The 21,287-nt window shown below is 52.8% G+C and carries 18 protein-coding genes and 1 pseudogene; 4 read left to right on the forward strand and 15 right to left on the reverse strand.

The window, feature by feature from the left end; genetic code table 11:
• Position 1 precedes the first annotated feature (1 nt).
• The 3 genes from lapB to pgpB form a co-directional block, all read right to left on the reverse strand.
• The gene (gene lapB / locus RDN66_RS16095) at positions 2-1,171 is read right to left on the reverse strand and encodes a lipopolysaccharide assembly protein LapB (RefSeq protein ID WP_202215859.1); all 1,170 of its coding nucleotides are present in this window, start codon (positions 1,169-1,171) and stop codon (positions 2-4) included.
• Positions 1,172-1,177: 6 nt separating this feature from the next.
• A complete protein-coding gene (locus tag RDN66_RS16100; protein WP_202215860.1) occupies positions 1,178-1,486 on the reverse strand; it encodes a LapA family protein in 309 nt (102 codons plus the stop codon).
• 168 nt (positions 1,487-1,654) lie between these two features.
• On the reverse strand, positions 1,655-2,380 hold the full coding sequence (pgpB, locus tag RDN66_RS16105) for a phosphatidylglycerophosphatase B (protein WP_202218123.1): 726 nt from the start codon (positions 2,378-2,380) through the stop codon (positions 1,655-1,657).
• A gap of 167 nt (positions 2,381-2,547) precedes the next feature.
• Here pgpB and ribA point away from each other — a divergent pair, with 167 nt between their 5' ends.
• Positions 2,548-3,138: a GTP cyclohydrolase II gene (gene ribA, locus RDN66_RS16110; RefSeq protein ID WP_308538014.1), complete on the forward strand. Its 591-nt coding sequence runs from the start codon at positions 2,548-2,550 to the stop codon at positions 3,136-3,138.
• Positions 3,139-3,186: 48 nt separating this feature from the next.
• Here ribA and RDN66_RS16115 read toward each other — a convergent pair whose 3' ends face one another.
• The 3 genes and pseudogenes from RDN66_RS16115 to RDN66_RS16125 all read right to left on the reverse strand — a co-directional run bounded on the left by RDN66_RS16115 (position 3,187) and on the right by RDN66_RS16125 (position 6,111).
• Positions 3,187-4,314, reverse strand: coding sequence for an ABC transporter ATP-binding protein (locus RDN66_RS16115; protein ID WP_202215861.1), 1,128 nt, complete (start codon positions 4,312-4,314; stop codon positions 3,187-3,189).
• A gap of 12 nt (positions 4,315-4,326) precedes the next feature.
• Positions 4,327-5,228: pseudogene (locus tag RDN66_RS16120) on the reverse strand (carbohydrate ABC transporter permease).
• Positions 5,221-6,111, reverse strand: a complete 891-nt coding sequence (locus tag RDN66_RS16125) for a sugar ABC transporter permease (RefSeq protein WP_308538015.1) — start codon at positions 6,109-6,111, stop codon at positions 5,221-5,223. The pseudogene RDN66_RS16120 and the gene RDN66_RS16125 overlap by 8 nt, the downstream one beginning before the upstream one ends.
• Before the next feature lie 192 nt (positions 6,112-6,303).
• Here RDN66_RS16125 and RDN66_RS16130 point away from each other — a divergent pair, with 192 nt between their 5' ends.
• On the forward strand, positions 6,304-7,152 hold the full coding sequence (locus RDN66_RS16130) for a helix-turn-helix domain-containing protein (RefSeq protein ID WP_202215862.1): 849 nt from the start codon (positions 6,304-6,306) through the stop codon (positions 7,150-7,152).
• A gap of 19 nt (positions 7,153-7,171) precedes the next feature.
• Here the strand turns inward: RDN66_RS16130 and RDN66_RS16135 are convergent, their stop codons facing one another.
• Genes RDN66_RS16135 through RDN66_RS16145 form a run of 3 tightly spaced genes read right to left on the reverse strand, consistent with a single transcriptional unit; the run spans position 7,172 to position 10,752 of the window.
• Positions 7,172-8,281 carry a glycoside hydrolase family 105 protein gene (locus RDN66_RS16135; RefSeq protein WP_202215863.1) on the reverse strand — a complete coding sequence of 370 codons (1,110 nt, stop codon included), beginning with the start codon at positions 8,279-8,281 and terminating at the stop codon, positions 7,172-7,174.
• A gap of 9 nt (positions 8,282-8,290) precedes the next feature.
• The gene (locus RDN66_RS16140; RefSeq protein ID WP_308538016.1) at positions 8,291-9,583 is read right to left on the reverse strand and encodes an ABC transporter substrate-binding protein; all 1,293 of its coding nucleotides are present in this window, start codon (positions 9,581-9,583) and stop codon (positions 8,291-8,293) included.
• Positions 9,580-10,752, reverse strand: a complete 1,173-nt coding sequence (locus tag RDN66_RS16145; protein ID WP_202215864.1) for an oligogalacturonate lyase family protein — start codon at positions 10,750-10,752, stop codon at positions 9,580-9,582. The genes RDN66_RS16140 and RDN66_RS16145 overlap by 4 nt, the downstream gene beginning before the upstream one ends.
• A 424-nt stretch (positions 10,753-11,176) precedes the next feature.
• Between RDN66_RS16145 and RDN66_RS16150 the strand changes: the two genes are divergently transcribed.
• On the forward strand, positions 11,177-11,932 hold the full coding sequence (locus RDN66_RS16150) for an oligogalacturonate-specific porin KdgM family protein (RefSeq protein WP_202215865.1): 756 nt from the start codon (positions 11,177-11,179) through the stop codon (positions 11,930-11,932).
• Between the two features lie 122 nt (positions 11,933-12,054).
• Here RDN66_RS16150 and acnA read toward each other — a convergent pair whose 3' ends face one another.
• The 5 genes from acnA to topA form a co-directional block, all read right to left on the reverse strand.
• Entirely contained in the window at positions 12,055-14,730 is a 2,676-nt protein-coding gene (gene acnA / locus RDN66_RS16155; protein ID WP_202215866.1) for an aconitate hydratase AcnA, read from the reverse strand.
• Between the two features lie 214 nt (positions 14,731-14,944).
• Complete coding sequence (locus RDN66_RS16160; RefSeq protein ID WP_156105145.1) at positions 14,945-15,112, reverse strand: hypothetical protein; 168 nt, start codon at positions 15,110-15,112, stop codon at positions 14,945-14,947.
• Between the two features lie 2 nt (positions 15,113-15,114).
• On the reverse strand, positions 15,115-15,231 hold the full coding sequence (locus RDN66_RS16165; RefSeq protein WP_072011363.1) for a YmiA family putative membrane protein: 117 nt from the start codon (positions 15,229-15,231) through the stop codon (positions 15,115-15,117).
• A gap of 336 nt (positions 15,232-15,567) precedes the next feature.
• Complete coding sequence (gene cysB, locus RDN66_RS16170; protein WP_035892921.1) at positions 15,568-16,542, reverse strand: HTH-type transcriptional regulator CysB; 975 nt, start codon at positions 16,540-16,542, stop codon at positions 15,568-15,570.
• A gap of 182 nt (positions 16,543-16,724) precedes the next feature.
• Positions 16,725-19,322, reverse strand: a complete 2,598-nt coding sequence (gene topA, locus RDN66_RS16175) for a type I DNA topoisomerase (RefSeq protein ID WP_035892922.1) — start codon at positions 19,320-19,322, stop codon at positions 16,725-16,727.
• Between the two features lie 394 nt (positions 19,323-19,716).
• On the opposite strand from topA, the gene RDN66_RS16180 reads away from it, so the two are divergent.
• Entirely contained in the window at positions 19,717-19,968 is a 252-nt protein-coding gene (locus RDN66_RS16180; RefSeq protein WP_035892923.1) for a YciN family protein, read from the forward strand.
• Between the two features lie 92 nt (positions 19,969-20,060).
• On the opposite strand, the gene sohB is transcribed toward RDN66_RS16180, so the two are convergent.
• Positions 20,061-21,107, reverse strand: a complete 1,047-nt coding sequence (sohB, locus tag RDN66_RS16185; RefSeq protein WP_202215868.1) for a protease SohB — start codon at positions 21,105-21,107, stop codon at positions 20,061-20,063.
• Positions 21,108-21,287 lie beyond the last annotated feature (180 nt).

Below are 21,287 nucleotides of genomic sequence, written 5' to 3' on the forward strand. Positions count from 1 at the left end.
ATTACTGACCGTCCAGCCCGCGAATAGGTTTAATGGTCGACCATGAGCGGCATGACGGGCAGTGCCAGTAAAGGGTATAGGCGGTAAAGCCACACTTCTGGCAGCGATAGCGCGGCTTACTGCGCACCTGTTCGCCAACCATATCGCGCAGCACCATCAGGCTCTCTTTGGCGCGCCCTTCTTCCGCCTCGTTGAGGTGGTAGTCCATCAGTTTGTGGAACACGCGCATCGTTGGGTGACGCTGTAGCTGGCGGGTGACGTAGGTTTGGGCCGCTTCGCCACCTTTACTGTGCTCCATAACCTGAGCGAGCATCAGCTCCGCCGTGGCGCCGGTGTTTTCCTCGACACAGCGCTGAAGGAAATGTTCCCACTCTTTATCTTTGCCAAGCTGTTGATAGCAAGTTTGCAGCATCTCAAGGGTTTCACTGACCAGCTCTTTATCTTGCTCGATCACCCTCAAGAGGCTATCCATGGCTTTGGCATAATCACCTTTAGCCATCCATGCCCGCCCCATCATGATGGAGACGCGCGCGCTGGACGGGTCGGCTGCCGCACCGCGTTTGAGCAACGACATGGCTTTATCAAGTTCATCGTTGCCCATCTGCTGCAGCGCCAGCTCGCACCAGAAATGCGCAATCTCACCACGATGCTTGTCTTTTCCGAGCTTCACCAGCCGTTCAGCGATATCAATCGCTTTTTGCCAGTCGCTGGTCGCCTGGTAGATTTGCAGGAGCTGCTGCAATGCACTGACACGGAAGTCAGTTTCGTCCACCAGCTGGTTGAACATATCTTCAGCACGATCATACAGCCCAGCGGCCATATAGTCGCGTCCGAGCTGCTGCACGGCCAGCAGACGCTGGTCGTAAGTCAGAGAGGCGCTTTCCATCAGCGTCTGGTGAATGCGAATAGCGCGATCAACCTCGCCGCGCGAGCGGAACAGGTTGCCCAGCGTCAGGTGAGCTTCCACGGTGCCAGTATCCTCTTTGAGCATATCGAGGAATAGGTCAACCGCTTTATCCTGCTGGTTGCTTAAAAGAAAGTTCACCCCTGTCACGTAGTCACGTGACAGACGGTTCGCTTCGTCCTGTTTGGACTGTTGTGCACTTCTGCGCCCCATATACCAGCCATAGGCTGCTGCTACAGGTAAAAGCAGAAACAACAACTCCAGCATAGGTAATTATTCCTTCGCCGCCGGGACGGCCGGCGCAACCGGAGCCACCGTCTCTGGCATCATTTGATGTTCGAGTCTTTTAATTTTACGTTCAGCGCGCATCAGCGAAACGCGCACGCGCAGCCAGAACAGACCGCAAACCAGCCAGCCGATGGCAAAACCTACGGCGAACAGCACCGCCAGCAGCGTTGAGATTCGGAACTCACCCTGCGCCAGCAAATAGTTAAACGTGACCAGTTGATCGTTTTGCGCACCCAGCGTCACCGAAATGACGAAAATCGCTAACACCAATAAGAAAATGAGTAGGTATTTCACATGACTTCCCGTTATGTGGCTTCGGCAGTGTCGACACCGCACCCAGCCTTATAAAATAACATCTTCACCGCGACGACGAAATGGAAAAGCGCACAGCAAGTCTTAGATCTGTGGTTAACACCGATGAAAATCAACCCTTTCCCGTTATTCTCTTCGCCGCGCCCGCGTTTACGCTGCTTTTTTCAGCGGCCCACACAGATATTCCACTAGCCAACAGGCAAGCGTCGCCAGCAGCCAGGACATTACCGTCGCCACCATAAGATCCAACGGCCAGTGCATCCCAAGTAGCAGACGGCTGCCCATGACGCTTATCGCCCAGGCCATCGCGACGACTACGATAACCATACGACGTCGCGGCCACAGCAAGCCAGCAATCAGCAGTGCCCAGGTCGCCGCAAACATGGTGTGGCCAGAGGGAAACGCGAATCCGGTCTCTTTTTGCCAGTGATGACGTAAAAACCCGGGAATATCATTTTGTTGCGCCAGCTGTTCTTTCACCAACGCCGACCGCTCTTTACGCTTTAAAGTGTAGAACTGCTCAACGGGAATTTGCTGTGTTTTTTCAAGCCAGATGACGAAAGGACGCGGTTCCTGAACCCGTTCTTTCACCAGCGATTTCAGCCCCTGCCCCAGCATCACGGTCGCACTCAGTACGGCAAACAGGATAATCGCATTGCGCCGCCCCGGCCGCAACACCCCGATAACCACTGCGCACAGCAGCAGGTGCGTGATAATCCCCCAGGGTTGGGTCACGGTTTCAGTAATGGCATAGAGCGCATGAAGCCCCCAACCGCTGGGTTCAGGCAGCCATTGCCAGCCTGAAAACCAAACGGCCAGGGGCATCAGCAGCAGTATGACCGCGGCGAGCGTCGTTCGTCCTGCCATGGCCTGTATCTCTTTTCCTTTTTTCATCAATGTCATCGCCCCGGTTAAGAATAAAGTGTCAAAATTGTGCGCTTTACGAACGGTCATCCGCGCATGATTAGGTGAAGTAAAGCACGTTGTGGCAAAATAAGGAAAACAGAAGGCGCTGATGGCGCTGACATAATCTGGAGAATCACATGCAGCTAAAACGTGTGGCAGAAGCCAAACTGCCAACCCCATGGGGCGATTTCCTGATGGTGGGCTTTGAAGAACTGGCAACCGGGCACGACCATGTCGCGCTGGTTTTTGGTGATATTACTGGGCAAACGCCGGTGCTGTCGCGGGTTCACTCCGAATGTCTGACTGGGGATGCCCTTTTCAGTCTGCGCTGCGACTGTGGTTTTCAGCTTGAGGCCGCGCTGTCTCACATTGCAGAAGAAGGTCGTGGGATCCTGCTGTACCATCGCCAGGAAGGCCGTAACATCGGTCTGTTAAATAAGATTCGCGCCTACGCGCTGCAGGATCAAGGCTATGACACCGTTGAGGCCAACCACCAGCTTGGTTTTGCCGCTGACGAACGTGACTTTACCCTCTGCGCCGATATGTTCAAACTGCTGGGCGTGGACGCCGTGCGTCTGCTGACCAACAACCCGAAAAAGGTTGAGATCCTCACCAAAGCGGGCATCAACATCGTTGAACGCGTACCGCTGATCGTGGGCCGTAACCCGAAAAATGCCCACTATCTCGATACCAAAGCGGCCAAGATGGGGCACTTGCTCAGTAAATAACGCCGTTGTCGCCGTTTAATCACTAAACGGCGACCTCTTCCCGCTTGCTTAGAGTGAAATATTCAACTCGCTCTCGGCATCAAAAATATGGCATTTCGCCATCTCAAAACGGAACCACACCTGGCTATTCAGCCCGGCCTCCAGAATCGACCTCACCTGATCGGAAGGCATACGCGCCGTCAGTTCAAAATCGCCCACCTGCATGTAGAGAAAGAACTCATGGCCCATATTCTCAACGCGGATAAGCGTGCCCCGACCGCCGCCTTGCGCAAACGGCTGCGTTGCGACATGAACATACTCAGGTCGAATGCCGAAACAGACCGCTTTATCGACGTAGTGCGCCACCTTCTCCTGCTGCTGTGCGTTAAGCGGTAATGTATCGTGGCCAACGGTGATGTGCAGACCATCGTCTTTACGCACGAGGCTCGCCGGTTTGATGTTCATCTCCGGCGCGCCGATAAACCCAGCCACGAACATATTTTGCGGATAGTGGTAAAGGTTGTCTGGCGTATCAACCTGCATGATGTGGCCGAGCTTCATCACGCAGATACGGTCGCCCATGGTCATCGCTTCAGTCTGGTCGTGGGTGACGTAAACGGTGGTCGCCGGTTTACCGGAGCGTTTGAGCGATTTATGCAGATCGGAAATCCGAATACGCATTGAGGCGCGCAGCTTGGCATCGAGGTTAGACAGCGGTTCATCGAACAGGAACACGTCTGGCTTTTTCACAATCGCGCGGCCTACGGCCACGCGCTGCGCCTGACCGCCGGAGAGCTGACGCGGCAAGCGATCGAGCAGGTCTTCCAGCTCGAGAATTTTCGCCGCTTCGTTCACCTGGGCTTCAATCTGGTCTTTCGGCAGCTTGCTCAGCTTCAGGCCGAACGCCAGATTCTCACGCACGGTCATATGCGGATACAGCGCATAGTTCTGGAACACCATCGCAATCCCGCGCTCCTTTGGCGCCAGGTTGTTCACTATCTTCTCGCCAATACGAATTTCACCGCCGCTGATGGTTTCAAGTCCTGCCAGCATCCGCAGGGTGGTGGATTTGGCGCAGCCGGACGGACCAACAATCACCATAAACTCCCCTTCCGCAATGTTAAGATCGATACCATGTACCGCTTTGAAGCCGTTGGAGTAGACCTTTTCCAGTTTATTAAAAATCACTTCAGCCATGATAGTTCCCTCTTAACCTTTAATTCCGCTGCTGGAGACACCCTGGACGAAGTAGCGCTGCGCCAGGAAGAACACAATGATAGATGGCAGGATGGAGATACTCGCCATTGCCAGAATTTCGTTCCACGGCGCACCTTCGGTCACGTCGATGGACATTTTAAGCGCCAGGGCAATCGGATATTTATCCACGCTGTAGACGTAAATCAGCGGGCCGATAAAGTCGTTCATCGACCACATAAACTGGAACAGCGCAACGGAGATAATCGCCGGTTTCAGAATCGGTACGACCACGTACCACAGCACCTGCCAGGAGTTGCAGCCGTCAATCTGCGCCGCTTCTTCCATATCACGCGGTACACCACGCAGGAACTGAATCAGCATAAAGACGAAGAAGCCCTGAGTGGCAAACGCCGTCGGCAGATACAGTGGTAGGTAGCTGTTGAGCATGCCCATTTCACGGAACATCAGGTACTGAGGAATCAGCAGTACGGTACTTGGCAACAGCATGGTGGCGATGAGCGTGGCAAACCAGAACTTCTTCCACGGGATCTCGAAGCGGGCAAAGCCGTAGGCCACGATGGTGGAAGAGACGATGGTCAGAATCACCTTCGGAATAACGTATTTGAAGGTGTTAATCATATAGTGACCGAAGTCGTATTCCGTCCCGGTTTTCCAGCCGTTGATAAACCCATCCCAGGTGGCATGCACCGGCCAGAGATTCAGGGTGGTGAAAATTTCGTGGTTCGGTTTAAACGATGCCGAGAACATCCACGCCAGCGGGTAAAGCATCATCAACCCGACCACCAGCAGAATGGTATATCGCAGCGAGCGACTGATTTTTTCGCGACCGAGCAGGAGGCTACTTCGCGTGCAGCCTCCTGCTCGGTCGCAGACATGGTGTGCAGATTAGCCATTTTTGCCTCCCTTATCGGCGGAGTAGAAGACCCAGTATTTCGACGATTTGAAGGCAACGGCCGCAAAGGCAGCCACCACCAGGAACAGGACCCACGCCAACGCGGCGCCGTAGCCCATATCAAAATATTTAAAGGCGGTATCGTAGATGTAGAGTGAGAACAGGTAGGTGTAGTAGGTCGGGCCTCCGCCGGTAATCACATACGGACCGGTAAATTCCTGGAAGGTGCCGCTGGTCTGCATAATGAAGTTAAAGAAGATAACCGGCGTTATCAGCGGCACCGTCACCTTGAGGAACATCTGCCACTTCGAGGCACCGTCAATCATCGCCGCTTCATACTGCGACTGCGGAACGTTTTGCAGCGCGGCCAGGAAGATGACCATCGCCGAACCAAACTGCCAGACGCGCAGCAGGGTTACGGAAATCAGCGCCAGAGAGGGTTCGCCCAGCCAGTTGATCGGGTCAACGCCAATCACCCCGAGCATGCTGTTGAACAGGCCATCGATGGCGAATAATGCGCGCCACAACACCGCAATCGCCACCGAACTGCCGAGAATAGACGGGATGTAGTAGGCGGTACGGAAGAAGCCAATGCCCCGCAGTTTGAAATTCAACACGAAGGCAATGCCTAGCGCGAACGCCAGCTTGACGGGAATAGTCAGAAATACGTAGACGAAGGTGACCGCCATCGATTTCCAGAAGAGCGGATCTTCCGTCAGCATGTAGCGATAGTTTTCAATGCCGTTAAATTCCGGCGGGCTCATTAAATCATACTGAGTAAAAGTCAATAGAAACGACGAAATAAAGGGGAATGCGGTAAAGACCACTAGCCCTATTATGTACGGCGAGATCCATGCCAGCCCTAATAACTTATTCTCGTTCATAGATTCCTCTAATATAATAAAGATATCTTGTAAGACGTTCCGTGATATCGGAGGTACAGTGATCTTTATCACATTTAATATTAGCTAATAAAAATTAGCTGTGAACTTTAGCAAAAAAATGAAAAAACATTTCATTTTATAAAGATTAAACCCTATAGTCGGAAAATAATCTCTCTTTTGAAGGCTGCCGCTATGGCTTTGCGTCGTCACGCTACCTATTTCCCTGAAAATGCATCGCTGATGATTAAGCACATCGCGGATCAGGATATCTGTCCCCTGCATGCCCATGACTTTTACGAAATGGTCTGTGTCTCTTCGGGGAGCGGTATGCACGTTATCGACGGCATTTCATGGCCTATCAGCTGCGGTTCCGTGTTTATCATCGCGCCGAATGAAGAACATTATTTTGAGAAAGTGGAAAAGCTATCGCTGCTCAATATTCTCATTCATCCCGACTTCCTGACGGATACCCTACTCACGTTGCTGGCTAACTTCGTGCCAAATAAACAATTTATGGCCACGCATCAAACCATCGTACATAGTGCATTTTATACCAACCTATTAAATGAAGAGCTCAACAAAGAATTAGCCTGGCGTTCCGTCATGCTGGAGACATTATTCACCCAACTCGTCGTGTTTTTACAGCGAGGTCATGTTAGTCAGACAACTAATGATTGTGCCAAAGAAGATTCTATTATCTATCTGCTAAATTATTTGCATCACAATTATGCAAATGATCAATTAAGCATTGATTACCTGGCACAAAAATTTAATATCCAAAAGCGCATGCTGGAACGTAAAGTACAGTCGATTACTGCGCTCACACCGAATGATTACATTACTCACGTCCGCTTATGCCATGCCATGAACCTGCTGGTCGCGTCGGAGCAGTCCATCACCGATATCGCCTACCTGTGCGGTTTTAACGACAGCAACTACTTCTCTCATCGTTTCAAACTCTTTTTCGGCATGCCGCCGCGCACGGTGCGCAAGTACGGGCTGTTTCCGCTGATAAACCACCGTACGGCTCTCCAGTCCTGAGACGGAGAGCCGCTGTGGCTCAGATAAACAGATTTTGATACTCAATCAGCGCCAGCATCGCCATCGCCTGTCCATACGGCATGGAAGTACGTTCGATATTGCGATAGTAGTCGAGATCCTTGCCCATTCCGGTGCCGAAAGAAACGTTCTCCAGCTCACCCTGCGGGGTAATCTGCCGCATGACGCCTTCCGCCGCCGCGACCCCGGTCGCCAGGAAATGTTTATCAATATAGCGCTTACGCACCGCCTTCAGAATGCCGTAGGCAAAGCCTGCCGAGGCGGACGATTCCAGGTAGGAAGTTGGGTCATCCAGCAGCGTGTGCCAGAGTCCGCTCTCTTTATCCTGCCGCTCCGCCAGCGCAGCAACCTGACGCGAGAGTTGCCCTAGCAGGAATTCCCGAATCGGGTCGCCCTGTGGCAAATCGAGCATCTCAATAAAATCAGGGATTGCCACCGTTACCCAGCTATTACCTCGCCCCCACAGCGCTTTGGCGTAGTGGTGTCGGCCCGCGAAATTCCATCCGTGATACCACAACCCCGTCGGGGCATCACACAGATACTGAGAATGAAGCAGAAACTGCCGTTTGGCCTCTTCAACCCATTCCGGGCGATTCAGCACCTGGCCCGCTTTTGCCAGCGGCATCACGCTCATCATCAGCGTGTCGTCCCACAGCTGTTGATGGTGCGCATAATTAAAGGTCATATGCTGTAAACCACCTAGCTCGGTGCGTGGCATCTCGTACATCACCCAGTTGGCCCAGCATTCGATATAGCGCTTCCATGGCGTGTAGCCATTCTCTTCGTACACCGAGGCCAGCGTCAGCATCGGGGCCATGGTGTTAACATTTTTGGTCGGCGTGCCTTCACGGAAACGATCCGCGAACCACTGCTCAATAATCGCCAGCCAGCGCGGGTCTCGGGTTTGCTGCCAGTACTGCCAGAGCCCGTAGAGACCTACGCCGTGGGTCCACTCCCAGCCGCCCCAGCCTTTGGTGTCGACCACGCGTCCATCGGCCAGCGTCATCAGAAACGCGCCGTTTTCATCGCGAATGTTCACCAGCGCATCAATCAGTTTTTCCGTCATCAGCACCGTTTCATCGGCGCTAAACTGCAGTTGTTTCCTCTCCATGAACTCCCCTTACTTCGTCGGTGCATGTTTACGCAGCGCGCGCTTCGCCGTGCGTTCAAACTCTTTTGCCGCGTCTTGTGCGCTAATTTTGCCGTAATCGATCCGCTGGGTGAGATCCAGCCAGTACTGTTCGATCTCTGGGTTTTTAAAGTACGGTGAGACGTAGACGTTGTCCGACGGCATGCTTTCGACCAGCTTTAGTCCGGTTATCACTGGGTCATTCGGCTGCGCCATATTGGTTTTCAGCACGAAGTCTGCCGCCGCTTTGCTGACCGGGAAGCCGCGCTCCAGCCCCATTAACTGTACGCCTTCCGGCTGGTTAACCATAAAATCAAGCAGCATCGCCGCCTCTTTCGGGTGCTGCGTGTTGCGGCTGATGGCAAAGATCATCGATGGTTTGATAAACAGCCCCGCATCCTTGGCGCCCGGCAGCAGCGGATATGGCCCCACTTCGAGTTTCGCCGGTGGTGCCAGGGTGTCTTCATATTTGGCGACCGCCGAGCTCATCAGGTTTGAGCCGCCAAATTCGCCGTTGATCCACGGTTTCATCTCAAACGGCTGCGCTTTGCCAAAGGATTGAATGTACTTCTGGCTTGGCAGGACGTGCTCGGCAACCAGTTTCTGGTAGACCTGTACAAACTCCAGCCATTGCGCTTCGCTGTAGGTGAACTCCCCTTTCTCATTGAGCATCGGCTGGTTGTATTTCTGTACCATCCACGAGTTAATCAGCTCCATTGAAGTGGTGACGATCGCCGGATAGTAGTTATCCCCGAGCTTCTCTTTAAACACGTGACCAGCGGCAAAGAGTTCATCCCAGGTTTTCGGGTAGGCCAGCCCGGCTTTCTTCCAGGTTTCGGTGTTGTAGTAGAGAATAGGCGCCACCAGCGACACCGGCAGCCCCTGCACTTTGCCATTGACGGTTACGGTGCTGAGCTTGCCCGCATAGTTGTCCAGCCCTACCTCTTTGCTGAGCTGGTTAAGATCGTAAAAGCCATTACCCGACCGTGAAAACACCTGAATCCAGCTCCAGTCGAGCTGCATCACGTCAGGTTCATTCTTCCCGGCTATCTGCGTGGAAAGGCGTGATACGAAGCCATCCCAGCCGGTATACTCCGCTTTCACCTTGTTATTCGGGTGCGCCTGTTCGAAGGCGCGGATGGTTTTCAGCGTGTTCTGGTGGCGAGAGTTAGCGCCCCACCAGGCCACGCGCAGCGTCACCGTATCACTGTCATCAGCAAAGGTCGGTGTCGCGCACAGCATGCCGCTACAGGCGAGCATTAATGAGAAGGCGATCTTTTTCATTTAGAGCTTCCTTTTAGTAAAGGGGCTATCTCCGCCAGATAGACGGCAGGCAAACCATCGCGGTCAGAGGTATAGAGCACATGGCTTAGGTCCGGGCTAAAAGAGGGATGCGGATGGCTTGCTTGACACTGCCCATCGATAACGCGCCAGGAGGTGTCGTGGCGGGTAATTTTGCGCGTGTGCTTTTGGTCTGGCGCAAACAGGTAAAGCCACGGGTCGGTTAACGCCGTATAGCCACCCTCATCGGTTAAATCAACCGGTGTACCACAGCCGTCACCGACCAGGAGCGACCCGTCGTGGTTACTCATCAGATGCGAACAGGCGGGCATTTCCATCACCTTCTCACTCTGCACGCTACCGGCCAGCGTCTGACAAATGTGCCGCTGATGCGTCTCTTTATGCAGCGAGACGAAAACGATGCGCGAACCGTCAGGCACCCAAAATTCGTGGGTAAAGGTTTCCGCCTCCGGCTGGCTGACCGGCGTGGAGAGGCCGGTCTGGCGGTCGTACAGCCAGATGCGGTTACGGATCAGATCGTGTGGCCCTTCATGGCAGTACATGATGGTGTTGGTGTCGTTCGGACGAAAACCGGGATGCCCCAGCCAGCGCGACTCTTCAAACAGAATCTCGGTTCGTCCAGTAGCGAGGTCGACAACTTCGCAACGCGTTGTCGGGTTCATATGATACTGACGCTGGAAATCATTCCAGTCATTCATCGGTATCCAGGTTTCCGCCGATAACGACATACCAATCATCTTGCTGCCGGTACTATCTGGTGCCCAGGCGCTGGTACTGACCCACTGTGAAGGCAGCTCATAGAGAATCTCTTCGCGCAAACTATCCAGTTCTACACGGACGATATGGCGGTTCTGCCGCATAAAGATCAGTGCGCTGTCGTCCTGCGTGATGAAGCCGTCAAAGCTATTGTCGCCAGGGCCTTCCGTCAGTTGACGCAGCGTATGCTGCTGCAAATCCAGCAGCCAGTAGTTCCAGTTGCCTTCATCCACACCGCCAATCAGCAGCTGCCTGCCTTGCTGCGAAAAGCACTTCTGATAGAAGTAGTTGCGATGAAAGATACGATCCCGCGGCGTTAGCCGTACCACGCGAACCTGCGTGACGGGGTCAATTTCAGATGTAAACGTCAGTGGAGTGACATCACCCTTTGCCATAGTGTCCTCAATGTCAGGAGTTGTCTGGTCGATTCAAAGGCATCCCAGGATGCGGATTCTCCCATCAGGCCAGGCTGACAGGAGTCGCTCACAGCATGCCGAGGCGCTCCGACAATAACCTTTGAAATAAAGACAAAGCCTGTTACCGGGTGACGCAATAACAAAGGTTGCAGCGTTATCATGAATAATTTCAGCCATGCTCACATTCTTAACATGACAAATATCTTTCTTAGCTTTCCCGACAAAAAAACTAAACAGTTGGTGGTTTTATAAAGGTTTTAACTCAGCGACGGATGCTTAACTACTGGCGTTCATTTAGCGAAAGCTTGCCAGCAGCGGCAATTAATACCTCAGCAGACTTACGTGGAGTGAACTGAGTGCATTTTTAATGCCTTATTCAAATAATAACGAGGAAAGAATTATTATGTTATCCGGTAAATACCTTATAGCAGGTTGCATTTTATTAACCAGTAACGTTGTACTGGCTGAAGAATATAGCTCTCCAATCCGCTCGCTGAGCCTCGACTACCGTCATGAGTACCGAGTGCGTGACCGTACTCACTATGACAAACTAAACATGTCTGCGGCCTTGCCGGATAATTATAATTTTTCAATTGAAACTAAATACAAGACAGGTGGCAATGATCCGCAGGATAAATGGTATAATGATCCGGTCATCAACGCCGTCGAACTTACATTATCGAAATCGTTTACCTTCGGTAATTTTAAAATAGCGCCACTCATCCAACCCGAATTCAACAGTGAAAGAACGGAATGGAAATTCGGATTTGTACCCTGGTATACGATTAATGAAAATTGGGCTATAGGAGGGATGTATCGTTTTGAACTGACTGATTATGCTAACGACCCAGACTGCGGATATAACGGTGATAAATCCTGTAGCACCAATAAACATCGCACCGTTAACCGTGGCGATCTCTATTTACGCTATACCCTGGACCGTTTCTCTACTACCTACAAATTCATCTACAAGCACGGTGATGAAGTGCTTTGGGGAAACCAGAACTACGATTACGAGCAGGAATGGCAGTTTGACTATTCACTTGGGGATAAAAAAGAGTGGAAACCGTATGTCACCTTTGGCGACATTGGCCGCTCGTCAAAATCCACCGAGCGCCAGTTCCGTCTGCGTATGGGGGTAGTTTACACCTTTAAATAAGCATTATTCCTCTCACGCCGGATTGGCGTGAGAGGCGCGTTTCTGTTCAACATGCCACGCTAGCGTTTTCTTTTGCTGCAATTGCCAACGTCCGTTTTGGGGCCCGCCGTTGGCCCCTTTTTTCAGCTCAGCATATTACGAATGACATAGTGCAGAATGCCGTCATTCTGGTAATAGGTCAGCTCTGTCGCCGTATCAATACGGCAGCGACACGCCAGCCTCTGCTGCTGCCCGTCAGGCCGAGTGATCAGCACCGGGATGATGGCGCCAGGCTTCAGCTGTTGCAGCCCGGCGATATCAATCTGCTCTTCACCGGTCAGCTTCAGCGTTTTACGGTCCTCCCCCTGCGGAAATTCCAGCGGCAGAATGCCCATACCTATCAGGTTTGAACGGTGAATACGTTCGAATGATTCAGCAATCACCACGCGAACGCCAAGCAGACGCGGCCCTTTTGCCGCCCAGTCACGGCTCGAGCCCGAACCGTACTCTTTACCCGCAATGACCGCCAGCGGTGTCCCCTGCTGTTGATAAGCCATGGCCGCATCGTATATTGACATCACCTCGTCACCGGGCAGCAGACGCGTCATGCCACCTTCAACGCCCGGCACCATCTCATTACGGATACGAATATTGGCGAAGGTGCCGCGCATCATCACCAGGTGGTTACCACGACGGGAACCGTAGGAGTTAAAATCGCGGCTGGCGACGCCGTTTTCCTGCAGATAACGACCTGCGGGGCTGTCGGCCTTAATACTGCCCGCGGGAGAGATATGGTCGGTGGTGACAGAATCGCCCAGCATCGCGAGTACACGCGCCCCGTGAATATCCTGCACCGGGTCGGGCGTCACACCCATTTCGTCAAAGAACGGCGAGAGTCGGATATAGGTGGAATCATCCTGCCACTCGTAGGTGTCTGTAGCAGGTACATCGATAGCCTTCCATTCCGGCGTACCGGCAAAGACTTCCGCATACTCTTTGTGGAACATCCCCGTAGACACCTGCTGAACCGCTTGTGCTATCTCAGTGCTGCTCGGCCAGATATCTTTCAGATAGACCGGGTTTCCCTTGCTGTCGTGCCCCAGCGGATCGTGGGTCAGATCCACCCGCATATTTCCGGCCAGCGCGTAGGCGACGACCAGCGGCGGTGAGGCCAACCAGTTGGTTTTCACCAGCGGATGAATACGGCCTTCAAAATTGCGGTTGCCGGACAGCACCGCGCCCACCGTCAGATCACCCTGTTTGATGGCGCTCTCAATCGGATCCGGCAGCGGGCCTGAGTTACCGATACAGGTCGTACAACCATAACCGACCAGGTTAAAACCAAGCTGGTCGAGATACTGCGTCAGACCTGCGTGTGCCAGATAATCGGACACCACCTTCGAGCCAGGGGCCAGCGACGCCTTAACCCACGGTTTAGGCTGTAATCCCAACGCGACGGCTTTTTTCGCCAGAAGACCCGCGGCCATCAACACGCTGGGGTTCGACGTGTTGGTACAAGAAGTGATAGCCGCAATGACCACCGCCCCTTCCGGAAGGGAATACGGTTTACCGTTTAGGGTAAAGTCGACAGCGGTTTTGCCGGCAGCGCCCGCGTTAACAGCCAGTTCAGTCGTAGCGTTAAATGCCTGAGGTACCTGAGCAAGCGCGACGCGGTCCTGCGGACGTTTCGGACCCGCAAGGCTTACTTCAACATCGCCCATATCCAGCGCCAGCGTCTGGCTGAACACCGGCTCATCGCCTTTAGAGCGCCACATGCCCTGTGCTTTGGCATAGGCCTCAACCAGCGCGACCTGCTCGTCGCTGCGCCCGCTGAGGCGCATGTAAGAAAGCGTAATGTCGTCTATCGGGAAGAAGCCACAGGTTGCACCGTATTCCGGCGCCATGTTGGCAATGGTCGCCCGGTCTGCCAGCGGCAGGGAATCCAGGCCATCGCCGTAGAATTCAACAAATTTGCCGACGACGCCAAGCTTACGTAGCATCTGCGTGACCGTCAGCACCAGGTCAGTTGCGGTGATCCCTTCACGGAGCTTACCGCTCAGCTTGAAGCCAACCACGTCCGGTATCAACATCGAGACCGGCTGGCCTAGCATCGCCGCTTCCGCTTCGATACCGCCAACGCCCCACCCTAAAACCCCCAGGCCGTTAATCATGGTGGTGTGGGAGTCGGTCCCCACCAACGTGTCTGGGTAGGCAACGAGTTCATCGCCCTGCTGTTCACTCCACACCGCTTTACCCAGGTACTCGAGGTTAACCTGGTGGCAAATCCCCGTTCCCGGCGGCACTACGCGGAACTGGCTAAAAGCCTGCTGGCCCCAGCGTAAGAAGGTATAGCGCTCATGGTTGCGCGACATTTCCAGACGCACGTTTTCATCAAACGCATCATCATCACCAAAACGATCCACCGTGACCGAGTGGTCAATCACCAGATCGACCGGGGAAAGCGGATTCACTTTGTGGGTATCGCCGCCGAGGCGTTTCACCGCTTCACGCATGGCGGCCAGGTCTACAACCGCCGGTACGCCGGTAAAGTCCTGCATCAGCACGCGCGCCGGGCGATAGGCTATCTCACGGTCAGCGTGGGCCTGTTTAAGCCATCCAGCAAGCGCCTGAATATCGTCAGCGGTAACGGAATCGCCGTCCTGCCAGCGGAGCAGGTTTTCCAGAAGAACTTTGAGTGATTTAGGCAGGCGGGTGATGTCACCCAGGGTCTTAGCAGCCAGCGGTAGGCTGTAGTAACGGTAGGTTTTATTATCGACCTGTAGTGTTTCCTTGCAGGTCTCTCGTAGTGTTGACGACATAGCTCCTCCTTCAATGGCGGGAATTGCAGTACTCTGACACTCCTCATGGTCTATATAAAAGATAACACATTCAGGGGATAACGCCGGGAAAGGGCTCAGATTGATAAATGCGATCAATAGGTTATTAAGAATAACTACCAATTGGAATTAATAGCAGGAAAAGGATTTATTTCGTATGAGGGAGGTAAAACGAAAGGGATAAATAACCACGTGGTTACTGTTTCTTATTCTCATCTTGATTGAAGAGATCGATAAATTCTTTCTGGTCGTGGGTCAATTTCCATTCATCAGGAACGTTAACCTTATTATTTTTGTCATCTTGCGGTTTTTTTTCTACCGGAACGAGAGGCTTCACCGGCTTGACGCGTTCAGACGTAAGCATAGCTAGCCCCAGAATTTCCAAACCAGCAGCGCCAGCGCTACCCAGAACAGCGCAGACCCGAGGAATACGCTCAGCCATGCTTTACGTTTCACGCGAGTTTCGTTCTTTTCTGACACCATTACTGCCCTCTCACAATCGATATTACTTATCATTATCGCACCAATCAATTGTTACAACTAATCATCGTTGAGATAAATCCTAAGTAAATTCTAAGCAAAAATCCAGAGGTTTTACGAATATTACAATGAGATTAATTTAATCTTTTGAGCCCAAAGCGATATTTGAGAGGAGAAATTTGCCTAACGTTAAATTTATTTCTACTTTTGCTGCGTAATTCGTAATAGAAACAATTCTTAATCAGGATAGAGAGCTAACGGAGAGGGGAAAAGCCTTTTGTTCCGGGAGGATATAAACTATCCGCCTCTTCATCATAGAGGCGGATAATTGAATCGGGACTATTTTTCTGGCAGCTTAATATCTTTAAACATCGCTTCAATGTCTTCATTCGAGCGCAGCGCTACGGCGGTGTCTACGACATCGCGCGTAAGATGTGGTGCAAATCGCTGAATAAAATCATACATATAGCTGCGCAGGAAGGTACTGCGACGGAAGCCGATTTTGGTGGTGCTGTGGCTGAAAATACCGTCGGCGTCCAGTTTAACCAGATCCGGGTCAGAAATCGGATCGACGGCCATGCTGGCGATCACCCCTACCCCTAAGCCCAGTCTTACGTAAGTTTTAATGACATCGGCGTCGGTCGCGGTGAAGACAATACGCGGCGTCAGGCCCGCGCGGTTAAATGCAGTATCCAACTCAGAACGGCCGGTAAAGCCAAAGGTGTAGGTCACCAGCGGATACTGTGCCAATTCTTCAATGGTGACGGACGTTTTCGATGCCAGCGGGTGCTCCGGCGTCACGACAATCGAACGGTTCCAGTGGTAGCAAGGCAGCATCACCAGATCGTCATAGAGGTGCAGCGCTTCGGTCGCGATAGCAAAGTCCGCGTTACCTTTAGAGACCGCTTCTGCAATTTGCGTCGGCGAGCCTTGATGCATATGCAGTGAAACACGCGGGTAGCGTTCGATAAACCCCTTGATGACACCGGGCAGCGCGTAACGCGCCTGCGTATGCGTCGTCGCAACGTACAATGAGCCTTTATCTGGCCAGGTATGCTCGCCGGCAACAGACTTAATCGCATCGACTTTTGAGAGCACTTCACGAGCAATACGGATGATTTCCTGGCCGGCTGGCGTCACCTGCGTCAGATGTTTGCCACTACGGGCAAAAATCTGAATCCCCAGCTCATCCTCCAGCATTCTGACCTGCTTACTGATACCAGGCTGCGAAGTATACAAACCTTCGGCGGTCGAGGAGACGTTAAGGTTGTGGTTCACCACCTCAACGATATAGCGGAGTTGCTGTAATTTCATGCGGTTGTATCCAGTCTGCGCTCAGGAATCGATCATAAAGACGATTTAATCATAAGAAATGCATTGGCTATAACCACTATATCATTTATAGCAAGTGTGTATAGATGGAAACAAAAAATAATAACGAGGTTATAAAAAAGGGCCGCAATTGCGGCCCTTTGTGACGTTCTTAGCAAAAAACGCTACTTTTTCGCTTCAACCCATTTACCGTCAACGAAGAACGCTGACCAGCCGGTTGCCTTGCCATCTTTCTCGGAAGCAACATACTGCTGTTTGGTTTTACGGCTGAAACGCACCATCGTTTTGTTCCCTGCCGGGTCCTGCTGCGGCGCATCGGCCAGATAACGCAGTTTTTCCGGCAGACGGTCACGGAAGCGGAACAGCTCTTCAACCAGCGGCGCACGGGTTTCGCGCGATTTCGGGAAGGTGTTGGCTGCCAGGAATACCCCAGCCGCGCCATCGCGCAGCACGAAATAGGCGTCAGACTTCTCGCACGGCAGTTCCGGCAACGGTACCGGATCTTCCTTCGGTGGAGCCACTTCACCGCTACGCAGGATCTTACGGGTGTTCTTACATTCTTCGTTAGTACAAGCCATGTACTTACCAAAACGCCCCATTTTCAGGTGCATTTCAGAACCACATTTTTCGCACTCAACGATTGGGCCATCATAACCCTTGATGCGGAACTCGCCTTCTTCAATCTCGTAGCCGTCGCAGGTCGGGTTGTTACCACAAACGTGCAGCTTGCGTTTCGGATCGATGAGGTAGCTGTCCATCGCCGTACCGCACTTCTGGCAGCGGCGTTTAGCGCGCAGCGCGTTGGTTTCCGCGTCGTCACCTTCCAGCACGTTCAGCACTTCGTTTTCCGGCACCAGGTTAATGGTGGTTTTGCAGCGTTCTTTTGGCGACAGCGCATAGCCGGAACAGCCAAGGAACACGCCGGTGCTGGCGGTACGAATGCCCATCTTGCGACCGCAGGTCGGGCAATCGATACTGGTCAGCACCATCTCGTTCGGCTGCATGCCGCCCTCTTCTGGCGGTTTCTCAGCCGTTTCGAGCTGCTTGGTGAAATCACCAAAGAACAGATCCAGTACCTGCTTCCATTCGGCTTCGTGGTTAGCCACGCGGTCGAGATGGTCTTCCATCTGCGCGGTAAAGTCGTAGTTCATCAGCTCGCGGAAGTTCGCTTCCAGACGATCGGTGACGATCTCGCCCATTTTCTCTGCGTAGAAACGACGGTTTTCGGTGCGTACATAGCCGCGGTCCTGAATGGTCGAGATGATCGACGCATAGGTGGACGGGCGACCGATGCCGCGTTTTTCCAGCTCTTTAACCAGCGAGGCTTCGCTAAAGCGTGCAGGCGGTTTGGTGAAGTGCTGCGCCGGGGTCAGTTCAACCAGGCTCAGTTTATCGCCCTGGTTCACCATCGGCAGCGTGCGGTCTTCATCGCCTTTACGCAGCGCTGGCATCACTTTGGTCCAGCCGTCAAAGCGCAGAGTACGGCCACGCGCTTTGAGTTTGAAATCGCCCGCTTTTACGGTCAGCGTAGTGGAGTCGTACTGCGCTGGCGTCATCTGACAGGCCACGAACTGGCGCCAGATCAGCTGATACAGTTTCTGCGCATCCGTTTCCATATCTTTCAGCGCTTCCGCCTGAACGGAAACATCGGAAGGACGAATCGCTTCGTGCGCTTCCTGCGAGTTTTCTTTGCTGGTGTACTGGTTCGGGTTCTCCGGCAGGTATTTCTTGCCGAAGTTATCACCGATATAGTCGCGAACCATGCTCACCGCATCCTGACTCAGGTTTGTGGAGTCGGTACGCATGTAGGTGATGTAGCCCGCTTCATACAGACGCTGCGCCATCATCATGGTTTTCTTCACGCCGAAGCCCAGACGCGTGCTGGCCGCCTGCTGCAGCGTGGAGGTAATAAACGGCGCGCCCGGCTTGCTGCTGGTCGGTTTGTCTTCACGCTCCAGCACGCTGTAGCTGGCTTTTTCCAGCAGGCTGACCGCAGCCATGGTTTCGTCGCGGTTAACCGGACGGAACGGCTTGTCACCCTGATGGGTCACTTCCAGCGGCAGGGCATCGCCGCCCGGCGTGGTGGTGCTGGCGTCAATTTCCCAGAATTCTTCCGGCACAAACGCTTTAATTTCGCGTTCGCGTTCAACAACCAGACGTACCGCTACCGACTGGACGCGACCGGCGGATAGACCGCGGGCAATCTTTTTCCACAGCAGCGGCGAGACCATATAGCCCACCACGCGGTCCATAAAGCGGCGCGCCTGCTGAGCGTTTACACGGTCGATATTCAGCTCGCCCGGCTTTTCGAACGCCTGACGAATCGCATTTTTCGTAATTTCGTTAAACACCACGCGGCTATAGCGTGATTCATCACCACCGATCACTTCCCGCAGGTGCCATGCAATGGCCTCCCCTTCGCGGTCAAGGTCGGTTGCGAGATAGATGTGGTCGGCTTTTTCCGCCAACTGTTTGAGTTCCGATACTACCTTTTCTTTGCCAGGCAGCACTTCATAGTGTGCCGCCCAGTCATGCCATGGGTCGACGCCCATGCGGTTAACCAGCGCGCCTCGTTCATCCTTTTTAGGCTTTTTGGCCGTTTTGGTGGAGGTAGAGTCAGCGCTCTTTTTGGCTGCTGAGCCACTTGTCGGCAAATCGCGGATATGACCGACGCTGGACTTAACCACGTAGTCATTACCCAGATACTTATTGATCGTTTTGGCTTTTGCCGGGGACTCAACGATAACGAGAGCTTTACCCATATTCACCTTACCTAATTTGATTCTTCCAGGAATACATCGCACATGTTCCACGTTCCACTGGCGACAAGCCTTGTATGTTGCGGCAATACCAATGGATATCAACCCTTTACCGACTGACTTTTGAGACATGTAGTCAGGTGGCTGAGTTTACAGACTTTTTTTCGTCAGGGTCTATAGCACGAAGAATATTTGGTCGAATGTCAAGCAAATCTGTTGCCAGATCGCCGAAAGCGTCACACTGTACCTGATAAAATTCGTTACGCAACTTTATTAGCATGCAATCACCCATCATGCCAACTCTGAGGTAAAATGCTTGTCCCTGGTAAACGTCGGGAATATTTGCCCCAAACGGGTGCCCGGCGTAGACTAGCGCAGGAATTTTGAGGAGTTGAATATGTCAAATAATAGCCAACCTATCGATCGTCAGACACTGCTAATTGAAGCAAACCGCCTCATTCGTGAGCATGAAGATACCATGGCGGGTATTGAAGCCACCGGCGTAGAACAGCGCAACGGCGTGCTGGTTTTCAGCGGTGAATATTACCTGGATGAACAGGGCCTGCCGACGCCGAAAAGCACGGCGGTGTTTAATATGTTCAAGTATCTCGCCCACCAGCTGTCTGAAAAGTATCACCTGGTTGACTGAGCGTAGGGCTATGGCCTGAGCCGTCAGATATAGCCCGGTAAATCTGATTTACCGGGCTATAAATAGAAAGGTAAAGAATAGAAAGGAAACGCTTACAGCAGCGGTTTCTGGCCGCGCTGCCACCAGCGCATCATCAGCTTATCGGCGCTTTCTGCTGCACTTCCGGTAAAACGATCCATCATTTTCTTACGCTGCGTGTAGCGCACGCTAATGACTTCCCGATTTTCCATCAGCCCCAGCAGCAATTCATCGCTGGTACCCACTTCATCAACCAGCCCTTTTTCCTGAGCCTGTGTGCCGTACCAATGTTCACCGGTAGCAACCTGTTCAATGTCCAGAGACGGACGCATTTCTTTCACGAAATCTTTAAACAGATGATGAGTCTCGTTCAGCTCTTCACGGAATTTCTGACGTCCTTCTTCGGTGTTTTCACCAAGCAGCGTCAGCGTACGTTTGTACTGGCCCGCAGTGTGTAACTCAACGTCGATGTCTTTATTTTTCAGAAAACGATTCAGGTTCGGGATCTGCGCGACCACGCCGATGGAACCAAGAATCGCGAACGGTGCCGCAACAATTTTGTTGGCCACACAGGCCATCATGTAGCCGCCGCTGGCCGCGACTTTATCTACTGCTACCGTCAGCGGGATCTGCTTGTCGCGGAAACGCTGGAGCTGCGATGCCGCCAGACCGTAGCCGTGAACGACACCACCAGGGCTTTCCAGACGTACGACCACCTGGTCCTGCGGGGTGGCAACGGTCAGTACAGCGGTAATCTCTTCACGCAGGGAGGAGACTTCATGGGCGTCCATACTGCCTTTAAAGTCGATAACCCAGACGCGCGGTTTGGGTGCCGCCTCGGTGTCGCCCTGCTTCGCTTTGGCTTTGGCCGCTTTCGCTTCCAGCTTCAGCTTCTTCTTTTGCGCCTTATGCCAGAGCTTTTGCTGCGGCGCATCGAGCAGCGCCACGGCTAAGTCTTCCTGCATATCCTTGTGCTGCTCGCTTAAGTTGGTGATTCGTAGCTCACCGCGCTGACGTTTGCGCTGCGTGACGTTGACAATCAGTACGGCAATCACCGCAATAGCAACAACAACTGTGACGATTTTCGCCAGAAAAAGACCATATTGAAAAAGTAATTCCACACATCCACCTTGTACAAAAATCACAGAATCTACCGCCCAGTGTACAACACCGCGTTCACTACGTCTCGATAGCAGTATCAGGCCACGAGGCGCATTCCAGATTACTTTTTTGCTGATGAAATCATTGCAAATTGTTAATTAACCGTTGTCTCTCCCGTGCGCTGATTGAAATAGCGCGAA

This window comes from uncultured Kluyvera sp., from assembly GCF_902485085.1.
Lineage (GTDB): Bacteria > Pseudomonadota > Gammaproteobacteria > Enterobacterales > Enterobacteriaceae > Kluyvera > Kluyvera ascorbata.